Raw genomic sequence first — 19,542 nt, 5'->3', positions numbered from 1 at the left:
TTACTTCATAAAAACAGGATAAAGTTCCCGACATAAGATAAGGATAACGCAAAAAGACTGCTCTGCCGGAAAAAAGTTCCGTAGAACAGCCTTAGTTCATTTTAAAATTTATTACAGACTGGCATGGTCACGCTTCGTAAACGTCCTGCGCTTCTCCAAAAGAGTATTAAGTGCGTCGAGGTAGGCCCTTGCGCTGGCTTCCAGTATATCAGTGCTTAGACCGCGTCCCTGCGCTGCTACCTCGCCCTGTGAGAGTACCACATGAACCTCTCCCTGTGCGTCCTTGCCCCGGCTTACGGATTTAATCGAATAGTCACCAAGGGTGACATCTTCTCCTGTTGCCTTGTCGATTGCATTATATATCGCATCAACCGATCCGTTACCTTCAGCGACAGCTATAATCGGCTGTTCCTTCGGTCCTTTAATAATAACCTTTGCCGTTGGAATGGCTTCATTGCCATAGGTGACATAAATCGTCTGCAGACTAAAAATTTCCGGTGTATCGGTTAATTTCTCCTCAATCAAGGCCAGGATATCCTCGTCAGATACCTCTTTCTTCTTGTCCGCCAAATCCTTGAACTTGGCAAAAGCGGCATTCAGCTCTTCATCCGGAAGCTCATAACCGAGATCGGTCAGCTTATCGCGAAAAGCGTGGCGGCCCGAATGCTTGCCGAGCACCAGCTTGCTCTCTTTAAGACCGATGGTTTCCGGCGTCATAATTTCGTAGGTTGTTTTCTCCTTCAGCATGCCATCCTGATGAATACCCGATTCATGAGCAAAGGCATTTGCGCCTACGATGGCCTTGTTGCCCGGAACCACCATACCCGTCAGCTTACTGACAAGGCGGCTGGTACGGGATATTTCAGAGAGCACCAAGGAGGTCTTCGCTCCGAAAAATTCACTGCGCGTCTCCAGGGCCAGCGCCACCTCTTCAATAGCTGTGTTACCGGCGCGTTCACCAATCCCGTTGATGGTTCCTTCGATCTGATCCGCACCGTTCTGAATGGCCGCGAGCGTATTGGCTGTTGCCATTCCGAGATCATTGTGACAGTGGGCGCTAAGCTGCACCCGTTCAATATCCGGCACATTTTCCTTCAGATATTTAAAGATGGCTCCATATTCCGACGGATTCAGGTAACCCACCGTATCCGGGATGTTGACCACATTAGCCCCTTCACGGATTGCCATGCCAACCACTTCTGCCATAAAGTCAAGCTCTGTACGGCCGGCGTCTTCCAAGGAAAACTCCAGCTTCGAGAAATACTTCTTGGCATAACGGATGGCCGATTGTGCGGTTTCCAGCACCTCAGCCTTATTCATCCGCAGCTTGTGCAGCCGGTGAATGGGAGAGGTGGCCAGAAAAATATGAATGCAAGGGTCCTGTGCTCCCTGCAGAGCTTCTTTCACAGCATCGATGTCACTCTCCCGGGAACGGGACAGACCAATAACCGTGACGTTCTTAACGGCTCTGGCTACAGCATTGACGGCAGCCAGATCACCAGGCGAGGCCGCGGGAAATCCTGCTTCCATGCGGTCAATCCCCAGTTTTTCCAACTGGTAGGCGATCTCTACTTTCTCACGCGTGTTCAAGTTCACACCCGGCGACTGCTCTCCGTCACGCAGCGTCGTGTCGAACACATATATTTTCCGCATGCTAGGCACCCCCTAAATAGAAATTGTGCAAAAAACCTTCAAATGCGGCTCGCAAATGTACGGCCGCATCGAAGTAATACATTATATGTCATTGAACAATCTTAAGTATATGAGATTACTTTTTAATCCAGTGCATCATTTCACGCAATTGAGATCCAACAACCTCTACCGGGTGAGCAGCTTCGTTACGACGGGTAGCTGTCAGGAAAGCACGGCCCGATTGGTTCTCAAGAATAAAGTCGCGGGCGAATTTACCTTGTTGAATATCTGTAAGTACAGCTTTCATTGCTTTTTTCGTATCTGCTGTTACGATACGCGGTCCTGTTACATAGTCGCCGTATTCAGCTGTGTTACTGATGGAATCGCGCATGGATGACAAGCCGCCTTCATAGATCATGTCAACAATCAGCTTCAACTCATGCAGACATTCAAAGTAGGCCATTTCAGGAGCATATCCAGCTTCTGTCAATGTTTCAAAACCTGCTTTGATCAATTCGGACACACCGCCACACAGTACAGCTTGCTCACCGAACAGATCGGTTTCTGTTTCTTCACGGAAGGAAGTTTCGATAACTCCGGCACGAGTACAACCGATTCCTTTTGCGTAGGCCAGGCCCACTTCTTTGGCTTTGCCGGTAGCATCCTGCTCAATTGCGATAAGTCCAGGAACTCCAAAGCCTTCAACGTAAGTACGGCGAACCATGTGACCCGGAGATTTAGGCGCTACAAGCAGTACGTCTGCATCTTTAGGAGCAACAATTTGTCCGAAATGCACGTTAAAGCCGTGAGAGAACATCAGAGCCGCGCCTTTTTTAAGATTCGGTTCAATATCATTTTTATATACAGATGCCTGTGTTTCATCCGGCAAGAGAATTTGCACTACATCTGCACGGGATACAGCTTCAGCAACCGGAAGGACTTCAAAGCCGTCATTTTGTGCGGTTTCAAAAGACTTTCCTTCACGCAAACCGATGACAACCTGCAGACCGCTGTCACGTAGATTTTGAGCTTGGGCATGGCCTTGGCTACCGTAACCGATTACTGCAATTGTCTTGCCTTTCAATACGCTAAGTTCTGCATCCTGTTCATAATACGTTGTTACTGCCATTGTCAAAATCCTCCTTTAATTTGGGACCCATCTAAAGAGCGGGTACTTCAAGAGAGCTCCTATTGTTATGCAAAGCTGCTCCTCAAGCTCCCGCTCTTTAGCAGGAATGTCGTTCAATCACCTGGTAATGCAAAAAAGCAGCAATTCGTTAAAGCCGTAAAATATACTCTTTAGGCGTTTCCTCGGATCATCGCTGTAACACCGGTACGCGAAAGCTCCTTTATGCCATATGGCTTCAGCAGCTCAATCATGGCATCGATCTTCTGGGTATCGCCTACCACCTGCACCAGCAGGCTGGTGCTTCCGATATCAACAACAGCGGCGCGGAACGTTTCCACTACGCCCATAATCTCCGGACGCTCGGCAGGGTCGGACTTTACTTTAATCAGCGCCAGCTCACGGGCAACCATGGGCTTGGAACTTAGATCGACTACCTTTATAACGTCTAAAAGCTTATAGAGCTGTTTCTCGATCTGCTCCAGGGTATTCTCATCCCCATTAGTTACGATAACCATACGGGACAAACCAACTTCTTCGGATTGGCCAACGGTAATGCTCTCAATATTATACCCACGGCGTCCGAACAAACCCGAAACCCGCTGCAGCACCCCCGGCTGGTCATTTACGAGAACGGCAATCGTGTGCTTCATCACTATTCTTCATCTCCCATCAGCATTTGATCGATGGTCGAACCCTGAGTTACCATCGGGTAGACGTTCTCGTCTTTAGGAACAACGAATTCTACCAATACTGGACCTGGCGTTTCAAGGGCTTCCTGCCAAGCTGCGCCTGCCTCTTCTTTATTGGTCGCCCGCAACCCTTTAACACCATAAGCCTCAGCCAGTTTTACGAAATCCGGGCTGCCGGCCAAGTCCGTGTAGCTGTAGCGTTTCCCGTAAATGAGATTCTGCCATTGCCGTACCATTCCGAGCACCTGGTTGTTAATGACAACGATCTTAACCGGTATGTTGTGAATCGCACAAATTGCAAGCTCCTGCGAACACATCTGCATGCCGCCGTCACCGTTGATCGACACTACAAGCCGCTGCGGATGAGCCATCTGAGCACCTATCGCTGAAGGAAATCCGAAGCCCATTGTACCTAGACCACCGGATGTAATCCATGAGCGCGGGTTGTTGAACTTGTAGTATTGCGCAGCCCACATCTGATGCTGTCCTACATCCGTTGTAACAATCGCTTCGCCTTTGGTCGTATCATTGATCATTTCGATAACCCATTGCGGCTTAAGCTCCGTCTCCGAATCATTATAGCGCAGAGGCTGATCCAGCTTCCACTGGGCAATCAATGTTCTCCAGGCATCAGCTTTGCTTGCACGCCCAACCTCAGGAATGAGCATTTCCAGAACCGTCTTAACATCACCAACGATCGGGATATCAGGCGATACATTTTTACCGATCTCTGCCGGGTCAATATCGATATGAACAATCTTGGCTTTCGGCGCGAAGCCGTCCAGCTTGCCCGTCACACGGTCGTCAAAGCGGGCACCAATATTAATGAGCAGATCGCACTGCTGAATGGCATTATTCGCTGTATAGGTTCCGTGCATACCCGGCATGCCCATCCACAGGTCTTCGGCACTCGGGAAAGCTCCAAGTCCCAGCAAAGTAGTTGTGATCGGAATCTCCGTCCGTTTCACGAACTCCAGCATCGCTTCATGCGCACCGGAGTAAATGACGCCTCCGCCGGCAATGATGATCGGACGCTCGGCCACTGCAATCGCACGAACCAGCTTATCCAGCTGCAGCTTATTGGGAACCGTACGCGGATTGTAACCGCGAAGATTGACTTCTTTCACCGGAGTGAACAAAGTCTTCGCTGCCGATACATCCTTAGGGATATCGATAAGTACCGGTCCTTTGCGTCCGGTAGAAGCGATATGAAAAGCCTCATGGATAACACGCGGCAGATCCTCCACATCACGTACCAAGTAGCTGTGCTTGGTAATTGGCATCGTTATTCCGGTAATGTCTGCTTCCTGAAACGCATCCGTTCCGATCAGGCTGGAAAACACATTACCCGTGATAACAACCAGCGGAACCGAATCCATATAAGCAGTAGCGATGCCTGTTACAAGATTTGTTGCTCCGGGACCCGAGGTCGCTATACAAACACCTGTCTTGCCGCTAGCTCTCGCGTAGCCATCAGCCGCATGTATGGCCCCCTGCTCATGACGGGTTAACACATGCTTGAAATCCTCGAAGCCGTACAAGGCATCATAAATATATAATACAGCTCCGCCTGGATATCCGAATACAGTGTCTACACCTTCCAGCACCAGACTGCGGAGCAGAATTTCCGAACCGGAAATGACCTCCGGCTCCATCCATTTCTCCCGTAGCTGCTCTGTAGTTCGTAATTCCGGTATTTGCGCGCTCATCAGTATTCCTCCTCCGATATTTAACATTCAGTATGCAAATGACGGACCGTCTTCTATCCAGCAATAAGTTAAGAAACAGCTCAATCTTCCCTTCTCGACAACAAAAAAACCTTCCGCCTCCCACGCACAGTATTAGCGCGTGAGGGACGAAAGGTTGATCTTCCGTGGTACCACCCATATTTGCATTACATCTCACGATGCAATGCCTTATCAGGTATATAAAAATCCATCGATGTAGGCTGGGCCCAAATCTTCATAACCTGAAGTCCGTAACGCGGACTAAACGATTCCCCCTAATAATTTCACCACTATAGCCAGTGAACCTTTCAGGGAAACAGCTCCGAGGTGAGCTCGTATATAAGGGGTTTTGGTGGAGGTTGCAGCAATTCCTCTCACTCTCTGAGCAAAAGAGCCCTTAAAACTTCGTCCTCATCATTGCCGATACATGTATAATCGATAAAATGTTTAGACACATTATATGATTCCTCACACGGTTAGTCAATACCCTTATTTTCGTAACAATTTCCGGTTCTTCTTATTTCATCTCTGGAACGCTGATACCCCCTGCCGTCATATGATGTACGACAACGTGTGAGAGGGGGGCGCTTTATGATCCGTTACCGCAGACCCAAACAGGATGATGCCGTTATTCTCGGTTTAATAGAAACCCAGCTTGTGCCGTTATCTCATTTGCCGCAGACCGTGCTGAGTCAGGTTAAAAAAGAGTTGCCACAGCGGCTGGGACATGGAGTTACACTTGTGGCTTGTCCCGATTATGAAAGCGACCCGCTGGGGTTCGTCCATTTTATGCTCCACGGTGACTTACTCTATATCGATATGCTGGCCATAGCACCCGCCGCCCGGCGTAAACGTTGGGGAAATATGCTCATGGACCACGCAGAACGATTTGCACTATCACGCGGTTGCAAGAGAGCTAAGGTAGCCGTTGACGCCGGAAATACAGCAGGTCTTGCATTTTATCAAAAATTGGATTACAGCATAGCTCGCTATTTGGCTCAAAGTTACTGCCATGAATTAGAAAAACGGTTTTCGTGAAAGGAAAAGACAGCTTAATTTTTAAAAAAATCCACCATACGGGTAGGGTTTTCCGCCATAACCCTGGTTGTAACCGTATCCGTAGCCATAGCCGCCTCCACTATATCCATACCCGCCACCATACGGCGCACCACCATATCCATAACCTCCATAAGAATAAGGAGCAGTACCGATAGCCAGCAGATCAAACAATACTAGAGGAATAAGCGCCTTGGTTTGCACTTTCTTGCTGCTTGCACGCTGCACTATGAGACGGTTTCCGGAAATTCGGAGCAGCTTGCCCGAAATTTTGGTGCCATCTTTTTTCATCGCCACTATATTTTTACCTATCAGCCTGATCACCTGCTTCTTCGTCACCGGTTGAGTCATAATATCCCTCCTCTAAATAATTGCACTTCGCTTTTTTCCGTCTTCGAAACAGTGTATTCCGCGGATGTTTTGTTCGCCTGTACGCCTGCCCGTTCTCTATGACAAAAAAACGTATCCCCGGAATAACCGGAAATACGTTTCAAGGCAGGAGCCAACCTGCGGTGTATCAGCGTTAAGTCTTAACGTTTACCAGGATCATAAGGCTGACCTAGCGCACTCGGTGCAGAAGAGCGTCCCACAGCACTTACAAGTACAATAATCGTCAGTACGTACGGAATCATGAAAATGAATTCCTGAGGGATACTCTTCGACCATTCGAATAATTGCACATAGTTGCGGATGGCTTGCGAGAATCCAAAGAAAACAGCAGCACCAAAAGCACCCACCGGATTCCATTTACCAAAGATCATCGCGGCAATGGCGATAAAGCCTTGACCGGAAATGGTATTATGAGCAAAGGTACTTGTCGTGGTCAGCGTAATCGTTGCTCCACCTATGCCTGCCAGCATACCGCTTAAAATAACCCCGATATATCTCATTTTATTCACATTGACGCCCAGTGTATCCGCTGCACTCGGATGCTCACCGACAGCACGCAGACGCAGACCGAAAGGTGTCTTGAACAGAACGAAATAAATAACGATTACCAGCACAATAGCCAGGTATGTAGTGGGGTAGGAGCTGAATATCCCTTCTCCGATAATCGGAATTTTGGAAAGTAACGGGACTTTAAACTTGCTGAAGCCCTCCAGAAGCGGCGTTTCGCCAGCTCCTTCAAACAGCAGCTTGACCATGTAAAGCGTACTTCCCGCAGCCAAAAAGTTAATAACTGTACCACTAATCGTCTGATCCGCCTTAAACGTAATGGACGCAACAGCATGAATGAGTGATCCCAAAGCACCTACGATAATGGCACAAATAACACCGACCCAAGGCGCCAAACCTCCAAACCCCGCATCTTCTGCGTAATATCCGCCTACCGCAGCGGCAAAAGCGCCGAACATCATCAAGCCCTCAAGTCCGATGTTCACAACACCGGAGCGTTCCGAGAAGATGCCGCCCAGTGCGGCAAAAATGAGCGCTGTGGAAAATACAAGTGTCGTATTTAGCAATTGACCTAGCAGCGTCAGCACATCCATCTATAACACCTTCTCTTTCTTGCGCTTGAAGTAAAAGGGCTTAAGAACCCATCGTACAATACCCTGTGCGGCGATAAAGAAAATAATCGAACCAATAACGATACGGATAAGCTCGGGAGGAACATCCGCGCCGAAGCTCATACCCGCTGAGCCATAAGTTAATGTGCCATACAGAATAGCCGCCAGAATAACTCCAAGTGGATGTGTCAGTCCAAGCAGCGCTACCGCAATACCGTCAAAGCCATATCCAGGAGAAGCGGCGAAGACCGACTGGTAATGGAATACGCCGAGCACCTCTCCTGCACCTGCCAGACCGGCAAACACACCGCTGATAAACATAGCTTTCATAATGTTGCGTCCAACGTTCATTCCGGCATACTCAGCTGCATGCGGATTTAAGCCTACAGCACGCATTTCATAGCCCTGTTTGGTTTTCCACAAGAAAATAAAGAAGAAGGTTGCGGCTGCAAGGGCAATGAGCGTCCCCCAATGCAAACGGGCATTATCAAACAGAGAGTTCAGAAAGGTCATGGACAGAGAAGCCGGAATATCCTCGGACCGATTCTGACCTGGGAGCAGTAAAAACGTTCTAACAATGTAATTGGAAAGGAATAAGGCGATCCAGTTCAACATAATCGTTGTTATTACTTCATTTATGCCTCGTTTGGCCTTCAAATATCCGGCGATTCCAGCATACAGCCCTCCGAAGAGACCAGCTGCAATGACCGAAAGCGGAACAAGGATGAACATCGGTAAACCGGCCAGCTTGATGCCCACCACAGTAGCCGCTGTCATACCGATCATTACCTGACCGTCAGCTCCGATATTGAACAGACCCGAGCGGAAGGCAAAGGCAACTGCAAGGCCCGTAAGCATCAGCGGTGTCATCTCACGAATCGCTTCACCGAAATCGTACGGACTGCCGAATACACGCTTGAACAATGCGGAATAGGCGTCAATCGGGTTGTAGCCGCCGACTAGCATCACTATGGCACCCACCAGGAAGCCAAGCAAAATGGCGACAAGCGGTACGATATAGCTGTCTGTCGCAAATATTTTTTTGAGCTTATACATTTGCGTTACCTCCCCGCTTCAAGCTGCCCGCCATCATAAGTCCAAGCTCCTGATCGTTCGTATCCTGAGGGAATACTTCACCAACAATTTGTCCTTCGTAGATAACAGCGATTCTATCGGACACATTCATGATTTCATCCAGCTCGAACGAAATGAGCAGCACTGCCTTACCTTGATCCCGCTGAGCAATCAACTGCTTCTGAACAAATTCAATAGCTCCCACATCAAGACCGCGAGTAGGCTGTGCTGCAATCAGCAATGTCGGATTTTTGTCTATTTCCCGAGCAATAATCGCTTTTTGCTGATTACCGCCAGACAAAGATCGTGCTTTATTCTCTATGGATGGTGTTCGAACATCAAACTCTTTAACCAGATCCTCGGCATGCTGATTAATAATTTCGTTATTCAGGAATCCATTCTTGTTATATGGGCTTTTATAATAGGTTTCCAGCACCATATTCTCACTTACAGTGAAGTCAAGTACAAGGCCGTGTTTATGACGGTCTTCAGGAATATGGGACACATTCATTTCCACAATTTTACGGGGGGACAGATTAGCGATTTCCTTACCGGTCATTGTAATGGAACCGGAGTCAATTTTTCGCAGCCCTGTAATAGCCTGAATCAATTCACTTTGTCCATTTCCGTCCACACCGGCAATGCCCAAAATTTCTCCTGCCTTAACTTCAAAGCTGAGACCATTCAATATTGGGATGCCATCTTTATTCTTGCTGTTGACTCCATCCAGCTTAAGTACAGCTTGTCCCACATGCGGAACCTGCTTATCCACTTTAAAGGTTACACCACGACCGACCATTTTCTCCGCCAGCTCATTTGGATTTGTCGTGGCAGTTATAACGGTATCAATCACTTTGCCACGGCGGATAATCGTGACCCGATCCGATATTTGCATAATTTCCTTCAGTTTATGTGTTATCAAAATAATGGATTTGCCCTCGGCGACGAGACGCTTCATGATTGCCATCAGTTCAATGATCTCCTGCGGCGTAAGAACGGCTGTCGGCTCGTCGAATATGAGAATATCCGCTCCACGATACAGTGTTTTCATAATTTCTACCCTTTGCTGCATGCCTACCGAGATGTCATGAATTTTGGCATTCGGATCCACTTGGAGGCCATACTGCTCTGATAGCTTGCGAACCTGTTCTGCAGCGGATTTATAGTCGATTTTAAGACCCTTCTTCGGTTCCATCCCAAGCACAATATTCTCTGTCACCGTGAAAGGCTCCACAAGCTTGAAATGCTGATGAACCATACCAATGCCAAGCTCAATAGCTTTATTTGGATTATCAATGATAACCGGTTTCCCGTCGATTTCAATGCTGCCTTCATCGGGTTGGTAAAGACCAAATACGATATTCATCAGAGTGGACTTGCCTGCTCCGTTTTCACCAAGCAGGGCGTGAATCTCCCCCTTCTCCAGCGTCAGACTTATGGAGTCGTTGGCAATAATACCGGGAAAGCGCTTTGTGATTTGCTTCAACTCTACGACAGGAGCCGCAGCACTCATGGAATCACCCTCATCACAGAATAAAATACTTTAACAAGGAACAAGGCCGGCATCATAACCGGCCTTGTTCCTTGTTCATTATTCAACTACAAGTCAGATACGGCAATATTACTCGGCAGGAACAGTTATTGTTCCGTCGATGATTTGTTTTTTGAAGTCTTCAACTTTAGCCAGAATTTCCGCACTCACGTTAGCCTTGGAAGTTTCAGGAAGGCCTACACCGTTATCCTTCAAACCGAGGACAGTGGTAGTGCCGCCTTTGAATGTGCCATCGATAACTTGCTGGGAAACCATTTTAACGGCCTCATCAACACGCTTAACCATGGAAGTCAAAGTTACGTCATCGCCAAATTCAAGCGATTGGTCTTTGTCTACACCGATAACCCATACTTTAGTTCCGCCTGCTTTGTTGCGGGATTTGGCTTCATTAAACACGCCGTTGCCTGTTGCGCCAGCTGCCGGGAAAATGATGTCATTGCCAGCATCGTACAATGTAGCGGCCAGGGATTTACCTGTATCCGGTTTGTCATAAGCACCAGCATAAGTGATTTTCACTTCAGCGTCAGGGTTAACGGCTGCTACACCCGCTTTGAAGCCAACTTCAAAACGTTTGATTACCGGGCTTTCCATACCGCCGATAAAGCCTACTTTGTTTGTTTTAGTAGTCAGACCTGCAACAACGCCTACCAGGAAAGATCCTTCGTTCTCGGAGAACGTAACGGACTGAACGTTAGGAGCGTCCACTACACTGTCGATGATAGCCAGGTTGCTATCCGGATTTTCGGCAGCCACTTTACCAAGAGCGTCCCCAAGGTCAAAACCAATACCCCAAGTAAGATTGTAGCCGCCTTTAACGAATTGGTTAAGGTTTGGCTGATAGTCAGCATTGGATTCACTTTGCAGATATTTAATTTCAACACCCGATTCTTTCTCAAGTGCTTGCAATGCTTCCCAAGCAGATTGGTTAAACGATTTGTCGTTTACTCCGCCAACGTCAGTAACCATGCCGAGTTTAACCTCGGACTTAGGAGCATCTGTTGGTGCTTCTGTTGGTGCATTAGTTGCTGCAGCGTTTCCTGTTCCATTTGCGCCATTGCCGGAGTTAGCATTGTTTTTTCCGCAACCAGCCAAAATAACTGTCATTGCAAGCAACATAACGAACGACAATTTGAAAAACTTTTTCATCGAATGTGTTCCCCCTTAAAAAATTGGATGTCTCCTGTCTTTGCATGGACATTCCATTGTACAGATTATAACTGCTAAAAAACCTAAAATCCAGTCAATTAATGACCTCCGGTCAATAATAATTTGCAAATTTCACCAAGAAAACGCTTACCTTTACACTCTGTGTTATATTAATGTCTGAGTTATGTTATAAAACCTCAAAAAACCTATTCTGACTCTTCCCACCATTATAAATATTATTGCACAGGAAGGTGTTTTCTATTATTATGAGTGCTTACAATCGTATCCGAAAGGAAGTTAGCTGAAATGAACGAAGAAAAAGAACTGCCGGAAGCTCCCGCATTTAAATATTGCCGCGAATCACGGGTGTTCAAAACAGGCCGTGTATTTCCGAATGATGTCAACAACCATAAAACTCTGTTTGGCGGCAAGCTGATGAGCGGCATTGATGAAGTAGCCTCCATCTCCGCCATGCGTCATTGCCGGGCCAACGTGGTTACTGCATCTGCGGACTCCGTTGATTTCCTGCTCCCGATACGGCCTACAGATTCCGTATGCTTTGAATCCTTTGTATCCTGGACAGGACGTACCAGCATAGAGGTGTTCGTGAAGATCATATCAGAACATTTATATACCGGAGAGCGGGCTGTAGCAGCCACCTCCTTCCTGACCTTTGTTGCAGTTAGTGAAGATGGAGTCCCAGTGCCTGTACCAAAAATCATTCCTGAGACTGATGAAGAGAAGCTGATGAATGAATCCGCCGAAGAACGTGCAGATCTGCGGAAAGTAAGACGGGCAAAGAGCAAGCAGTTAGCCTCACAGTTGAATACCTCAAAATATTGGGAAGAAAACAGTCACTTGTAATTTAAACCCGTTTTCAATTATTCGGCCACAAAAAAGCACCGCTTGCGGATTACCCGTGTAGCGGTGCTTTTCGGTTAGTTCAGGGTCACTTACGCGTTGATTTTCTCTTTAGCTACAACAGCTAACGAGTTGAATGCGTTAAGATCATTTACAGCCAGATCAGCCAGCATTTTACGGTTAACTTCTACACCAGCCAGTTTCAGGCCGTATACAAGCTTGCTGTAAGACAAGCCGCTCAAACGTGCTGCTGCGTTAATACGAACGATCCACAGTCTGCGGAAGTTACGTTTGGTTTGACGACGGTCACGGTATGCGTATACCATCGATTTCATTACTTGCTCTTTAGCTGTTTTGAAAATGCGGTGTTTGGAACCGAAATAACCTTTTGCCAGCTTCAATACCTTTTTATGTCTACGACGAACTACAAATCCGCCTTTAACTCTTGCCATATTAATAAACCTCCCAAAAATGTGTGATAAACTATTTCAAATTAGCCAATTGTTGTTTCAAACGTCTTACATCCCCAGGGGCCATTACTGGATTGCCATTCAGAACACGCTTCGCGCGTTTGGATTTGTGGGACAGCAAGTGGTTCTTGTGAGCTTTGTAACGCAATACTTTGCCGGTTCCAGTAATCTTGAAGCGGCCTTTCAGGCTGCTATGTGTTTTCATTTTAGGCATGGTGTTTGTTTCCTCCTTGAATATTATGCGGCGTCATTTTGCATCGCAAGTGACTCCAATTATTGGGCTTTAGGAGCCAAAATCATAATCATGCTGCGGCCTTCCAGCTTAGGCTGGCGCTCAACAACAGTTATATCGGCAACTTCATTCTTAACACGTTCCAAAATCTTCTGGCCGATACTCGCATGTGTAATCTCACGTCCGCGGAAACGTACGGAGCACTTCACTTTATCGCCTTCACCCAGAAACTTGAGAACATTACGGAACTTGGTTTGATAATCATGTTCTTCGATGTTCGCGCGGAACCAGACTTCCTTGATATCTACAATCTTCTGGTTCTTACGGGCTTCCTTCTCTTTCTTCTGCGTTTCATAACGGAACTTGCCGTAATCCATGATGCGGCATACCGGCGGTTTCGCCTGTGGTGCTACGTTGACTAAATCCAGATTAAGATCAATCGCCATCTGCAACGCCTCGCGGATCGGTGTAATTCCGATTTGTTCCCCTTCTGCACCAACCAACCGAACCTCTTTGGCCCGAATTTCATCATTGATCATATGTTCCTTACTGATAACTCTCCACCTCCGGATCTTCTTGACCAGTTATTTACAATCACAATTAATGCTACTTTGCGGAAATCCCACAAAATATCCCCACAAAGTGGAGCCTTGCCTTCGAAGCTTATTCCAAATACTTTGCGGAAATCCCGCAAAAAAGGGATGCCGGCTAACTCCCGACACCCCGTTTGATCAACGTTCATGAATTATAACATCCATAAATCATTGAGATCAAACCAGCCGGCAAATATGCCAGTCAGGTGAGAAGCCGGTGCTTCTTCTTGCAATCTCTATGTTTTTCACACTTGAATAATATACAACATTCCCCAAGGGGATGTCAACATTAATTTTAATATTTTCGTATCGTAATTGCTGTGTCTTATACCTGCTTGCTCTGTACTTCTTCAAGTCGTACAACCCGGGTGTGCTTGGTATGGCTCCATTGCTTGTTGTTCTGAGTAAAGAAAGCATAGAACGTAATGGGATACCAGGAGATCAAGTAGATTGGAAAGAGCAGCATATAAGCATATACCTTCTTGAACTTGACCTTCTCAAGGATCATGGCGACAAAGAAGGTTAGCAGGTTCGCGCCGATGGCTAAATAGCTCAACCAAAGCGGCAGATGGCCGTAAATATTGGCAATGTTAGGACCGTCAAAGAGCGACATATCGACCCACATTACCGCAGTCATCAGGAAGGTTAACAAAACAATGTAAACATTCGCACCATAAAGAGCCAAATCGAACTTCGTAAGGCTGCGCTCTTTAATACTCTGCCATAACAGAGGGAAGAAGTAGCGGCGGGCTACAGTAAAATGTCCCTGCATCCAGCGCAGACGCTGTCTGGAGGAAGCCTTGAACGTTAGCGGCTTCTCGTCGAATACCTTGGCATCATAATTAAATCGTGGATATACACCCTTGGATGCACTCCGCATTGTAAACTCCAAATCCTCAACCAGACTGGTTGCTCCCCAGCCCATTTCTTTCAGAAGATTCGTCTCAAAGCACATTCCGGTTCCACCCAGGAAGTTCGCCATATTCAGATTATGACGTGAAAGCTGCCATAAACGGTTAATATACCAATACGATACGCCATAAGCTGCCGTAATCCAAGAATCCTCAGGGTTTTTCGTATCAATATAGCCTTGAACTACTCTTGCGCCTGAACAGAGATCATTATTCATCTCCATAAGGAATTCGGTATGCGCAAGATTATCGGCGTCAAACATCACAATCGCGTCGTATTGACGGGGCATGCTCCATAGCTCCTTAAGCATCCACTCAATTGCATAGCCTTTGCCTCTCTGGTTCGAATTGGTACGAACACAAGCGTTCATGCCGTGCTCTTTTACAATTCGGGCTGTATTATCTGTACAGTTATCACAAATCACAAATACATCAAACAATTCGGTGGGATAATTAAGCTGCTTCAAGTTTTCCATCAACGCGCCAACCACTTCTTCTTCATTGTGGGCGGCTACGAGCACCGCAAATGATTTTTCCGGCGGGAACTGAACCTTATTCTTTTTCTTGTGCAATCCGAATAACGAAAATCCGAATTGATAAACCGCAATTGCCGCCAAGATCACTTGGAGCGTTACAAATAGTGCGTCTGCCATGACCTTTTGATGCCCCCTTTTTATCACTCATGGTGATCTTTTTTTCTCTCTCTGATGGATTGAACGTTATTTCTGACCCTTTTGTTGCACTCTGAAGATAGATCCATGAACGTGTTCTTATTCTTAGCGGTTTACCTGATTTATATATGCCGCGCCCTGTTCTACCCGGATTTCCTCATTCCGGAAGGTCCAGATTTCTCAGTTACCTTATAAACGCGTTTTGGGCCGCTTGAATCATTGTAAGGCGAAAGGGTGTCCCAAGTCAAAACTGTCATTTTTCGTGCAAAGCTGAGCTTTTTCTTGAAATCGGTTCTCCGAAAAAAGTATGATAAAGAAAGCTTCATGCAAAGAACGGAGAGCCACATTAACGCCTAAAGGGCGGCCGGACTAGCGGAGGGATAAGCTATGAGACATCTATTCATGAAATTGTTCACCTGGGAGCGGCATCTTTTCCAATGGATTAATGGACGGTTGCACAACCGGTTCCTTAACTTCTGGCTTTTTTATCTGACTCATTTAGGCGGGGCTACCAGTACCATCGGAATTAACGCTTTGGTATGGGCATTTGCCCCCCAGCCTTGGAAAACGGCAGCTCTGCAGGGACTAATAGCCCTGGTTATCAGCCATCTGCCTGTAGCGATTGCGAAGAAGCTGTATCCGCGCAGGCGGCCTTATCTGGCGCTTCCCGGTACAAATACTTTTCACAATCCGCTCAAGGACCATTCTTTTCCTTCAGGACATACGACGGCCATTTTCGCCTTCACAGTTCCTTATATGGCGGCATACCCGGGTCTGGCATTTATTCTATTCCCACTTTCCTGCCTTGTCGGTTTTTCACGAATTTATCTGGGGCTCCATTACCCGTCCGATGTCCTTGCAGGAGCTGTAATCGGAGCCAATGTGGCTGCCTGGACAGTCGCACTGTGGGTCTAGGAGAAATTATTCAGTCATCTTATCACGCTTGCCCTGCATCAAAAAGCAAAGACCCCATAATGAATATGGGGTCCTTTGCTTTTTTGGCGTTATTTGCTTTATAGCCGGTATTTATCCAGGCGGGTCGCCTGATACTGCTCCAATGCTCCGGCCCCTACAATGGCCTCACAACGGTGGATATTAACCCCGCGTCCCGTGAATTTGGTCTCATATTCAGTCATCACATGCTCTTCATTAATTCCATCAGCATGCAGATCCAGTGAAATATTCTTCATTTGAAGACCGAAATCGGCAAAAGAGTTCAAAGAGAACTCAAAAAGACTGCGTGAATCTGTCTTTAGATGAATCTCACCAAGCGTTCCCAGCAGGCCGCGGTATTTGTCGAGAAAACGCGGATGTGTCAACCGGCGCCGGGCATGCTTGCTCTTCGGCCACGGATCGCTAAAGTTCAGATAGATACGTTCCAGTTCTCCCGGCGCAAATACTTCTTCCGCATAATTAATGTTGGCTAAAGCCAGCTTAAGATTCGGCGGTGTGTTATGTCCTTCCGGCTCCCATACGGCCCGGGCCTTCTCACCGGCACGACGTACCAGTTCGTCATACATATCCACTCCGATAAAATTGATCCCGGGATATTTGAAGCTCATCTGACTGATAAATTGCCCTTTGCCCATCCCGAACTCTACATGAATGGGATGATCGTTGCCAAATAAGGCCGACCATTGTCCCTTATGACTGCGAGGGTCCAGAATGACCAGATCGGTCTGTCCTTCCAGACTTTCGCGTATTCCTTTTCTTCCGCGTAAACGCATGCTTACTCCTCCGCTTATCTCTTAGGCTATAACTATTACTTGCAATATTGTGCCGAACTTACCCCGAAAAGTAAAGATATAATGTCAAAAATGAAAAAGGAATTCACTCATCCAGCCCTAAAGCGGCTGATCAGAGAATTCCTTACGGCTTGTATATGGAATTGGGGTCCATTTTTTCCAAGCAATTCATATTCTACCTTGCATCAGAGTTGAAATCAAATGTCTTTTCGAACGCGTTGCGGATCTTGCGCTGTGCTTCTGACTTGATCTTGGGATTGCCGTTAAATTCCACGCCTGTAAGCGCAAGGGCTTCATCCGGAGTTAACTGCACATCAATTGAACCTTTGCCCTCGGCATACGCCATTTGAGAATTCATCGTTATCACCTCGCGGTTATTATTATGGACCGGACGACACGTAAATATGAATTCGTGACTGAATTTCCTGATAAAGCAGCAGCTTTATTACTCTATAAAGATAACATGAAGTGTAAGTATTTACAAGGAATAAATATCTTTTCGCAGCCCATTTTTAGTGCCTGCCAGGTGCACAATATTACGTTAAGCGCTGATTTTTGATACAATGAATTGGATTACCTATAAATAAAGGAGCAACCCATGTCTATCCTTCAACAGACCTCCACCACACCGCTGTGGGGAGATAAACGATTTCATACCTGGAATTACGAAATGCATGAACAATTCAGCAACAAGGTATTTAAAGTTATGCTCGACGCCGGCTTTACCTGTCCCAACCGTGACGGTTCCGTCGCCAAAGGCGGATGCACCTTTTGCAGCGCACGGGGGTCCGGTGATTTTGCCGGAAGCCGCCGCGATGATCTCGTCACCCAATTCAACAATGTGCGTGACAGACAGCATCTCAAATGGCCGAACGCCCAATACATCGGCTATTTTCAGGCGTATACCAACACGTACGCTCCTGTGGAAGAGCTTAGAGAATATTATGAGGTTATTTTGCAGCAGCCAGGTGTAGTCGGATTATCCATTGCTACGCGCCCCGACTGCCTGCCGGATGATGTAGTAGAATACTTGGCGGAATTGAATCAGCGTACCTATTTGTGGGTGGAGATGGGCCTGCAGACGATTCATAATTCCACTTCAGAGCTGATCAACCGGGCACATGACACAGCCTGCTATGAGGAAGCCGTACAGAAGCTGCGCCGTCACGGCATCCGCGTATGCACTCACATCATTCATGGTTTGCCCCAGGAAACGCACGAAATGATGCTGGAGACTGTATCTGCGGTAGCCCGAATGGATGTGCAAGGTATCAAAATCCACCTCCTGCACCTGATGCGCAAAACGCCGATGGTGAAGCAATACGAAGCCGGGCTCCTGCGTTTTCTGGAAATGGACGCGTATGTAAAACTGATCGCAGATTCACTTGAAATGCTGCCGCCGGAGATGATTGTGCACCGCCTCACCGGTGACGCCCCGCGCGATCTGCTTATCGGACCTATGTGGAGCCTCAAAAAATGGGAAGTGCTTAATGCAATTGACGACGAATTGAAGGCACGCGGCACTTGGCAGGGTAAGTATTGGAGGAAAGGCTGATGGGCTTTATGTCCGTTCTCAGCTTTGCCCATAAATTAATCACGGAGCGCCTGGCACCGGGAGACCGGGCTATCGACGCTACCGTTGGAACCGGAGCAGACACACTTTTTCTCGCCAGGACGATTGGTCCGCGCGGTGAGGTGTACGGCTTCGATATCCAGGCTGCGGCAATAACGCTCGCAGAGGAACGACTCGATGCGGCAGTGACTTCAGGGGAAACTCTTCCCCCTGTTACATTGCTGCTGGAGAGTCACGCCGCTATGGCTCAGAGTGTACCTCTATCCTGGCATGGAACCGTAGGAGCGATCATGTTCAACCTGGGGTATCTTCCTTCCGGCGATGCCGACAAGAGCATTATCACCCGGACGGACAGCTCCATCGCTGCGCTGGAGGCCTCACTTCAACTGCTTCGTCCCGGCGGCGTTGTTACAGCGGTACTCTATCCCGGCCATGAAGGCGGGGATCAGGAGGCTGCTGCCGTCGAAGCATGGGCGTCGAAGGTTTCAACGCAAGTGGCGCAAAGTATTATTTACCGCCAGTTGCAGCGTTCGGCAGCCCCCTATGTCATCGCGTTGGAAAAGAAAAGGAGCTGATTACTCATGACTGTGCAAAAAATCGAACACATAGGCATCAAGGTTTCTTCCCTGGATGCCTCCATTGAATTTTACACAAAAGTCATCGGATTGACCCTTCTTCACATTATCGGAGAACCCGGGGATCAGCTGCGTCTGGCTTTTCTCGCCTTTCAGGGACAAGCTTCTGTTGAGGTTGAGCTGATAGAAAGCCTCTGGGGAGAACTGCCTGAAGAAGGCAAGGTCAGTCACCTCGCTTTTACCGTTTCCGGCATTGAGGATGAATACCGGCGAATTGCCGAACTAAGCCTTGACGGACTAACCCCTATCCGCCAATTAGCGAACGGCAGCCGATTTTTCTTTTTTAACGGATTGGATGGGGAAAGACTTGAGTTCTTTGAATCCACGCGATCTTAAAC

Annotated in this window: 21 protein-coding genes; 6 read left to right on the top strand and 15 right to left on the bottom strand. The window is 47.4% G+C overall.

Going from position 1 to position 19,542, the window contains the following annotated elements; genetic code table 11:
- Positions 1-111: 111 nt before the first annotated feature.
- The 4 genes from PaeBR_RS05995 to ilvB form a co-directional block, all read right to left on the bottom strand.
- A complete protein-coding gene (locus tag PaeBR_RS05995) occupies positions 112-1,653 on the bottom strand; it encodes a 2-isopropylmalate synthase (RefSeq protein WP_410513962.1) in 1,542 nt (513 codons plus the stop codon).
- 115 nt (positions 1,654-1,768) lie between these two features.
- The gene (ilvC, locus tag PaeBR_RS05990) at positions 1,769-2,761 is read right to left on the bottom strand and encodes a ketol-acid reductoisomerase (protein WP_410513961.1); all 993 of its coding nucleotides are present in this window, start codon (positions 2,759-2,761) and stop codon (positions 1,769-1,771) included.
- A 170-nt stretch (positions 2,762-2,931) separates the two neighbouring features.
- Positions 2,932-3,417 (bottom strand): acetolactate synthase small subunit, encoded by a 486-nt coding sequence (ilvN, locus tag PaeBR_RS05985; protein ID WP_410515089.1) that lies wholly within the window; start codon positions 3,415-3,417, stop codon positions 2,932-2,934.
- The gene (ilvB, locus tag PaeBR_RS05980) at positions 3,414-5,159 is read right to left on the bottom strand and encodes a biosynthetic-type acetolactate synthase large subunit (protein WP_410513960.1); all 1,746 of its coding nucleotides are present in this window, start codon (positions 5,157-5,159) and stop codon (positions 3,414-3,416) included. The genes ilvN and ilvB overlap by 4 nt, the downstream gene beginning before the upstream one ends.
- A gap of 609 nt (positions 5,160-5,768) precedes the next feature.
- On the opposite strand from ilvB, the gene PaeBR_RS05975 reads away from it, so the two are divergent.
- The gene (locus PaeBR_RS05975; RefSeq protein WP_410513959.1) at positions 5,769-6,215 is read left to right on the top strand and encodes a GNAT family N-acetyltransferase; all 447 of its coding nucleotides are present in this window, start codon (positions 5,769-5,771) and stop codon (positions 6,213-6,215) included.
- Between the two features lie 21 nt (positions 6,216-6,236).
- Here the strand turns inward: PaeBR_RS05975 and PaeBR_RS05970 are convergent, their stop codons facing one another.
- The 5 genes from PaeBR_RS05970 to PaeBR_RS05950 form a co-directional block, all read right to left on the bottom strand.
- Positions 6,237-6,584 (bottom strand): hypothetical protein, encoded by a 348-nt coding sequence (locus PaeBR_RS05970; protein WP_410513958.1) that lies wholly within the window; start codon positions 6,582-6,584, stop codon positions 6,237-6,239.
- Positions 6,585-6,763: 179 nt separating this feature from the next.
- Positions 6,764-7,723, bottom strand: a complete 960-nt coding sequence (locus PaeBR_RS05965; RefSeq protein ID WP_410513957.1) for an ABC transporter permease — start codon at positions 7,721-7,723, stop codon at positions 6,764-6,766.
- Positions 7,724-8,797, bottom strand: coding sequence for an ABC transporter permease (locus PaeBR_RS05960; protein WP_410513956.1), 1,074 nt, complete (start codon positions 8,795-8,797; stop codon positions 7,724-7,726).
- The gene (locus PaeBR_RS05955) at positions 8,790-10,328 is read right to left on the bottom strand and encodes an ABC transporter ATP-binding protein (protein WP_410513955.1); all 1,539 of its coding nucleotides are present in this window, start codon (positions 10,326-10,328) and stop codon (positions 8,790-8,792) included. Before PaeBR_RS05955 ends, PaeBR_RS05960 begins: the two co-directional genes overlap by 8 nt.
- Positions 10,329-10,436: 108 nt before the next feature.
- Entirely contained in the window at positions 10,437-11,513 is a 1,077-nt protein-coding gene (locus PaeBR_RS05950) for a BMP family lipoprotein (protein ID WP_410513954.1), read from the bottom strand.
- Between the two features lie 306 nt (positions 11,514-11,819).
- Here PaeBR_RS05950 and PaeBR_RS05945 point away from each other — a divergent pair, with 306 nt between their 5' ends.
- Positions 11,820-12,377, top strand: a complete 558-nt coding sequence (locus PaeBR_RS05945; RefSeq protein WP_410513953.1) for an acyl-CoA thioesterase — start codon at positions 11,820-11,822, stop codon at positions 12,375-12,377.
- An 89-nt stretch (positions 12,378-12,466) separates the two neighbouring features.
- Here PaeBR_RS05945 and rplT read toward each other — a convergent pair whose 3' ends face one another.
- The 4 genes from rplT to PaeBR_RS05925 all read right to left on the bottom strand — a co-directional run bounded on the left by rplT (position 12,467) and on the right by PaeBR_RS05925 (position 15,233).
- Positions 12,467-12,826: a 50S ribosomal protein L20 gene (rplT, locus tag PaeBR_RS05940; protein WP_410513952.1), complete on the bottom strand. Its 360-nt coding sequence runs from the start codon at positions 12,824-12,826 to the stop codon at positions 12,467-12,469.
- A gap of 31 nt (positions 12,827-12,857) precedes the next feature.
- On the bottom strand, positions 12,858-13,058 hold the full coding sequence (gene rpmI / locus PaeBR_RS05935) for a 50S ribosomal protein L35 (protein WP_410513951.1): 201 nt from the start codon (positions 13,056-13,058) through the stop codon (positions 12,858-12,860).
- Between the two features lie 59 nt (positions 13,059-13,117).
- Entirely contained in the window at positions 13,118-13,615 is a 498-nt protein-coding gene (gene infC / locus PaeBR_RS05930) for a translation initiation factor IF-3 (RefSeq protein ID WP_410513950.1), read from the bottom strand.
- Positions 13,616-13,994: 379 nt separating this feature from the next.
- The gene (locus PaeBR_RS05925) at positions 13,995-15,233 is read right to left on the bottom strand and encodes a glycosyltransferase family 2 protein (RefSeq protein WP_410513949.1); all 1,239 of its coding nucleotides are present in this window, start codon (positions 15,231-15,233) and stop codon (positions 13,995-13,997) included.
- 405 nt (positions 15,234-15,638) lie between these two features.
- Between PaeBR_RS05925 and PaeBR_RS05920 the strand changes: the two genes are divergently transcribed.
- On the top strand, positions 15,639-16,166 hold the full coding sequence (locus PaeBR_RS05920; protein WP_410513948.1) for a phosphatase PAP2 family protein: 528 nt from the start codon (positions 15,639-15,641) through the stop codon (positions 16,164-16,166).
- Positions 16,167-16,264: 98 nt separating this feature from the next.
- Here PaeBR_RS05920 and trmB read toward each other — a convergent pair whose 3' ends face one another.
- Together trmB and PaeBR_RS05910 are read right to left on the bottom strand one after the other, a co-directional pair.
- On the bottom strand, positions 16,265-16,978 hold the full coding sequence (gene trmB / locus PaeBR_RS05915) for a tRNA (guanosine(46)-N7)-methyltransferase TrmB (protein WP_410513947.1): 714 nt from the start codon (positions 16,976-16,978) through the stop codon (positions 16,265-16,267).
- 193 nt (positions 16,979-17,171) lie between these two features.
- A complete protein-coding gene (locus PaeBR_RS05910; RefSeq protein WP_410513946.1) occupies positions 17,172-17,354 on the bottom strand; it encodes a hypothetical protein in 183 nt (60 codons plus the stop codon).
- A 240-nt stretch (positions 17,355-17,594) separates the two neighbouring features.
- Here PaeBR_RS05910 and PaeBR_RS05905 point away from each other — a divergent pair, with 240 nt between their 5' ends.
- Genes PaeBR_RS05905 through PaeBR_RS05895 form a run of 3 tightly spaced genes read left to right on the top strand, consistent with a single transcriptional unit; the run spans position 17,595 to position 19,540 of the window.
- Complete coding sequence (locus PaeBR_RS05905; protein ID WP_410513945.1) at positions 17,595-18,551, top strand: TIGR01212 family radical SAM protein; 957 nt, start codon at positions 17,595-17,597, stop codon at positions 18,549-18,551.
- Positions 18,551-19,144 carry a class I SAM-dependent methyltransferase gene (locus PaeBR_RS05900; protein WP_410513944.1) on the top strand — a complete coding sequence of 198 codons (594 nt, stop codon included), beginning with the start codon at positions 18,551-18,553 and terminating at the stop codon, positions 19,142-19,144. Before PaeBR_RS05905 ends, PaeBR_RS05900 begins: the two co-directional genes overlap by 1 nt.
- A 6-nt stretch (positions 19,145-19,150) precedes the next feature.
- A complete protein-coding gene (locus PaeBR_RS05895) occupies positions 19,151-19,540 on the top strand; it encodes a VOC family protein (RefSeq protein WP_410513943.1) in 390 nt (129 codons plus the stop codon).
- The last annotated feature ends 2 nt before the right edge of the window (positions 19,541-19,542 follow it).

It is taken from the genome of Paenibacillus sp. BR2-3, assembly GCF_046529485.1.
Classification (GTDB): Bacteria; Bacillota; Bacilli; order Paenibacillales; family Paenibacillaceae; genus Paenibacillus_AQ.
The sequence above is the reverse complement of the archived record's forward strand: the minus strand, read 5'-3'. Positions and strand labels throughout refer to the sequence as shown.

Coding starts and splice junctions, on each gene's coding strand:
- rpmI (WP_410513951.1), bottom strand. CDS start 13,058: ATGCCTAAAATGAAAACACATAGCAGCCTGAAAGGCCGCTTCAAGATT.
- PaeBR_RS05970 (WP_410513958.1), bottom strand. CDS start 6,584: ATGACTCAACCGGTGACGAAGAAGCAGGTGATCAGGCTGATAGGTAAA.
- PaeBR_RS05905 (WP_410513945.1), top strand. CDS start 17,595: ATGTCTATCCTTCAACAGACCTCCACCACACCGCTGTGGGGAGATAAA.
- PaeBR_RS05925 (WP_410513949.1), bottom strand. CDS start 15,233: ATGGCAGACGCACTATTTGTAACGCTCCAAGTGATCTTGGCGGCAATT.
- ilvB (WP_410513960.1), bottom strand. CDS start 5,159: ATGAGCGCGCAAATACCGGAATTACGAACTACAGAGCAGCTACGGGAG.
- PaeBR_RS05950 (WP_410513954.1), bottom strand. CDS start 11,513: ATGAAAAAGTTTTTCAAATTGTCGTTCGTTATGTTGCTTGCAATGACA.
- PaeBR_RS05955 (WP_410513955.1), bottom strand. CDS start 10,328: ATGAGTGCTGCGGCTCCTGTCGTAGAGTTGAAGCAAATCACAAAGCGC.
- PaeBR_RS05945 (WP_410513953.1), top strand. CDS start 11,820: ATGAACGAAGAAAAAGAACTGCCGGAAGCTCCCGCATTTAAATATTGC.
- PaeBR_RS05965 (WP_410513957.1), bottom strand. CDS start 7,723: ATGGATGTGCTGACGCTGCTAGGTCAATTGCTAAATACGACACTTGTA.
- PaeBR_RS05975 (WP_410513959.1), top strand. CDS start 5,769: ATGATCCGTTACCGCAGACCCAAACAGGATGATGCCGTTATTCTCGGT.
- ilvC (WP_410513961.1), bottom strand. CDS start 2,761: ATGGCAGTAACAACGTATTATGAACAGGATGCAGAACTTAGCGTATTG.
- PaeBR_RS05960 (WP_410513956.1), bottom strand. CDS start 8,797: ATGTATAAGCTCAAAAAAATATTTGCGACAGACAGCTATATCGTACCG.
- PaeBR_RS05910 (WP_410513946.1), bottom strand. CDS start 17,354: ATGAATTCTCAAATGGCGTATGCCGAGGGCAAAGGTTCAATTGATGTG.
- rplT (WP_410513952.1), bottom strand. CDS start 12,826: ATGGCAAGAGTTAAAGGCGGATTTGTAGTTCGTCGTAGACATAAAAAG.
- PaeBR_RS05920 (WP_410513948.1), top strand. CDS start 15,639: ATGAGACATCTATTCATGAAATTGTTCACCTGGGAGCGGCATCTTTTC.
- PaeBR_RS05895 (WP_410513943.1), top strand. CDS start 19,151: ATGACTGTGCAAAAAATCGAACACATAGGCATCAAGGTTTCTTCCCTG.
- PaeBR_RS05900 (WP_410513944.1), top strand. CDS start 18,551: ATGGGCTTTATGTCCGTTCTCAGCTTTGCCCATAAATTAATCACGGAG.
- trmB (WP_410513947.1), bottom strand. CDS start 16,978: ATGCGTTTACGCGGAAGAAAAGGAATACGCGAAAGTCTGGAAGGACAG.
- infC (WP_410513950.1), bottom strand. CDS start 13,615: ATGATCAATGATGAAATTCGGGCCAAAGAGGTTCGGTTGGTTGGTGCA.
- PaeBR_RS05995 (WP_410513962.1), bottom strand. CDS start 1,653: ATGCGGAAAATATATGTGTTCGACACGACGCTGCGTGACGGAGAGCAG.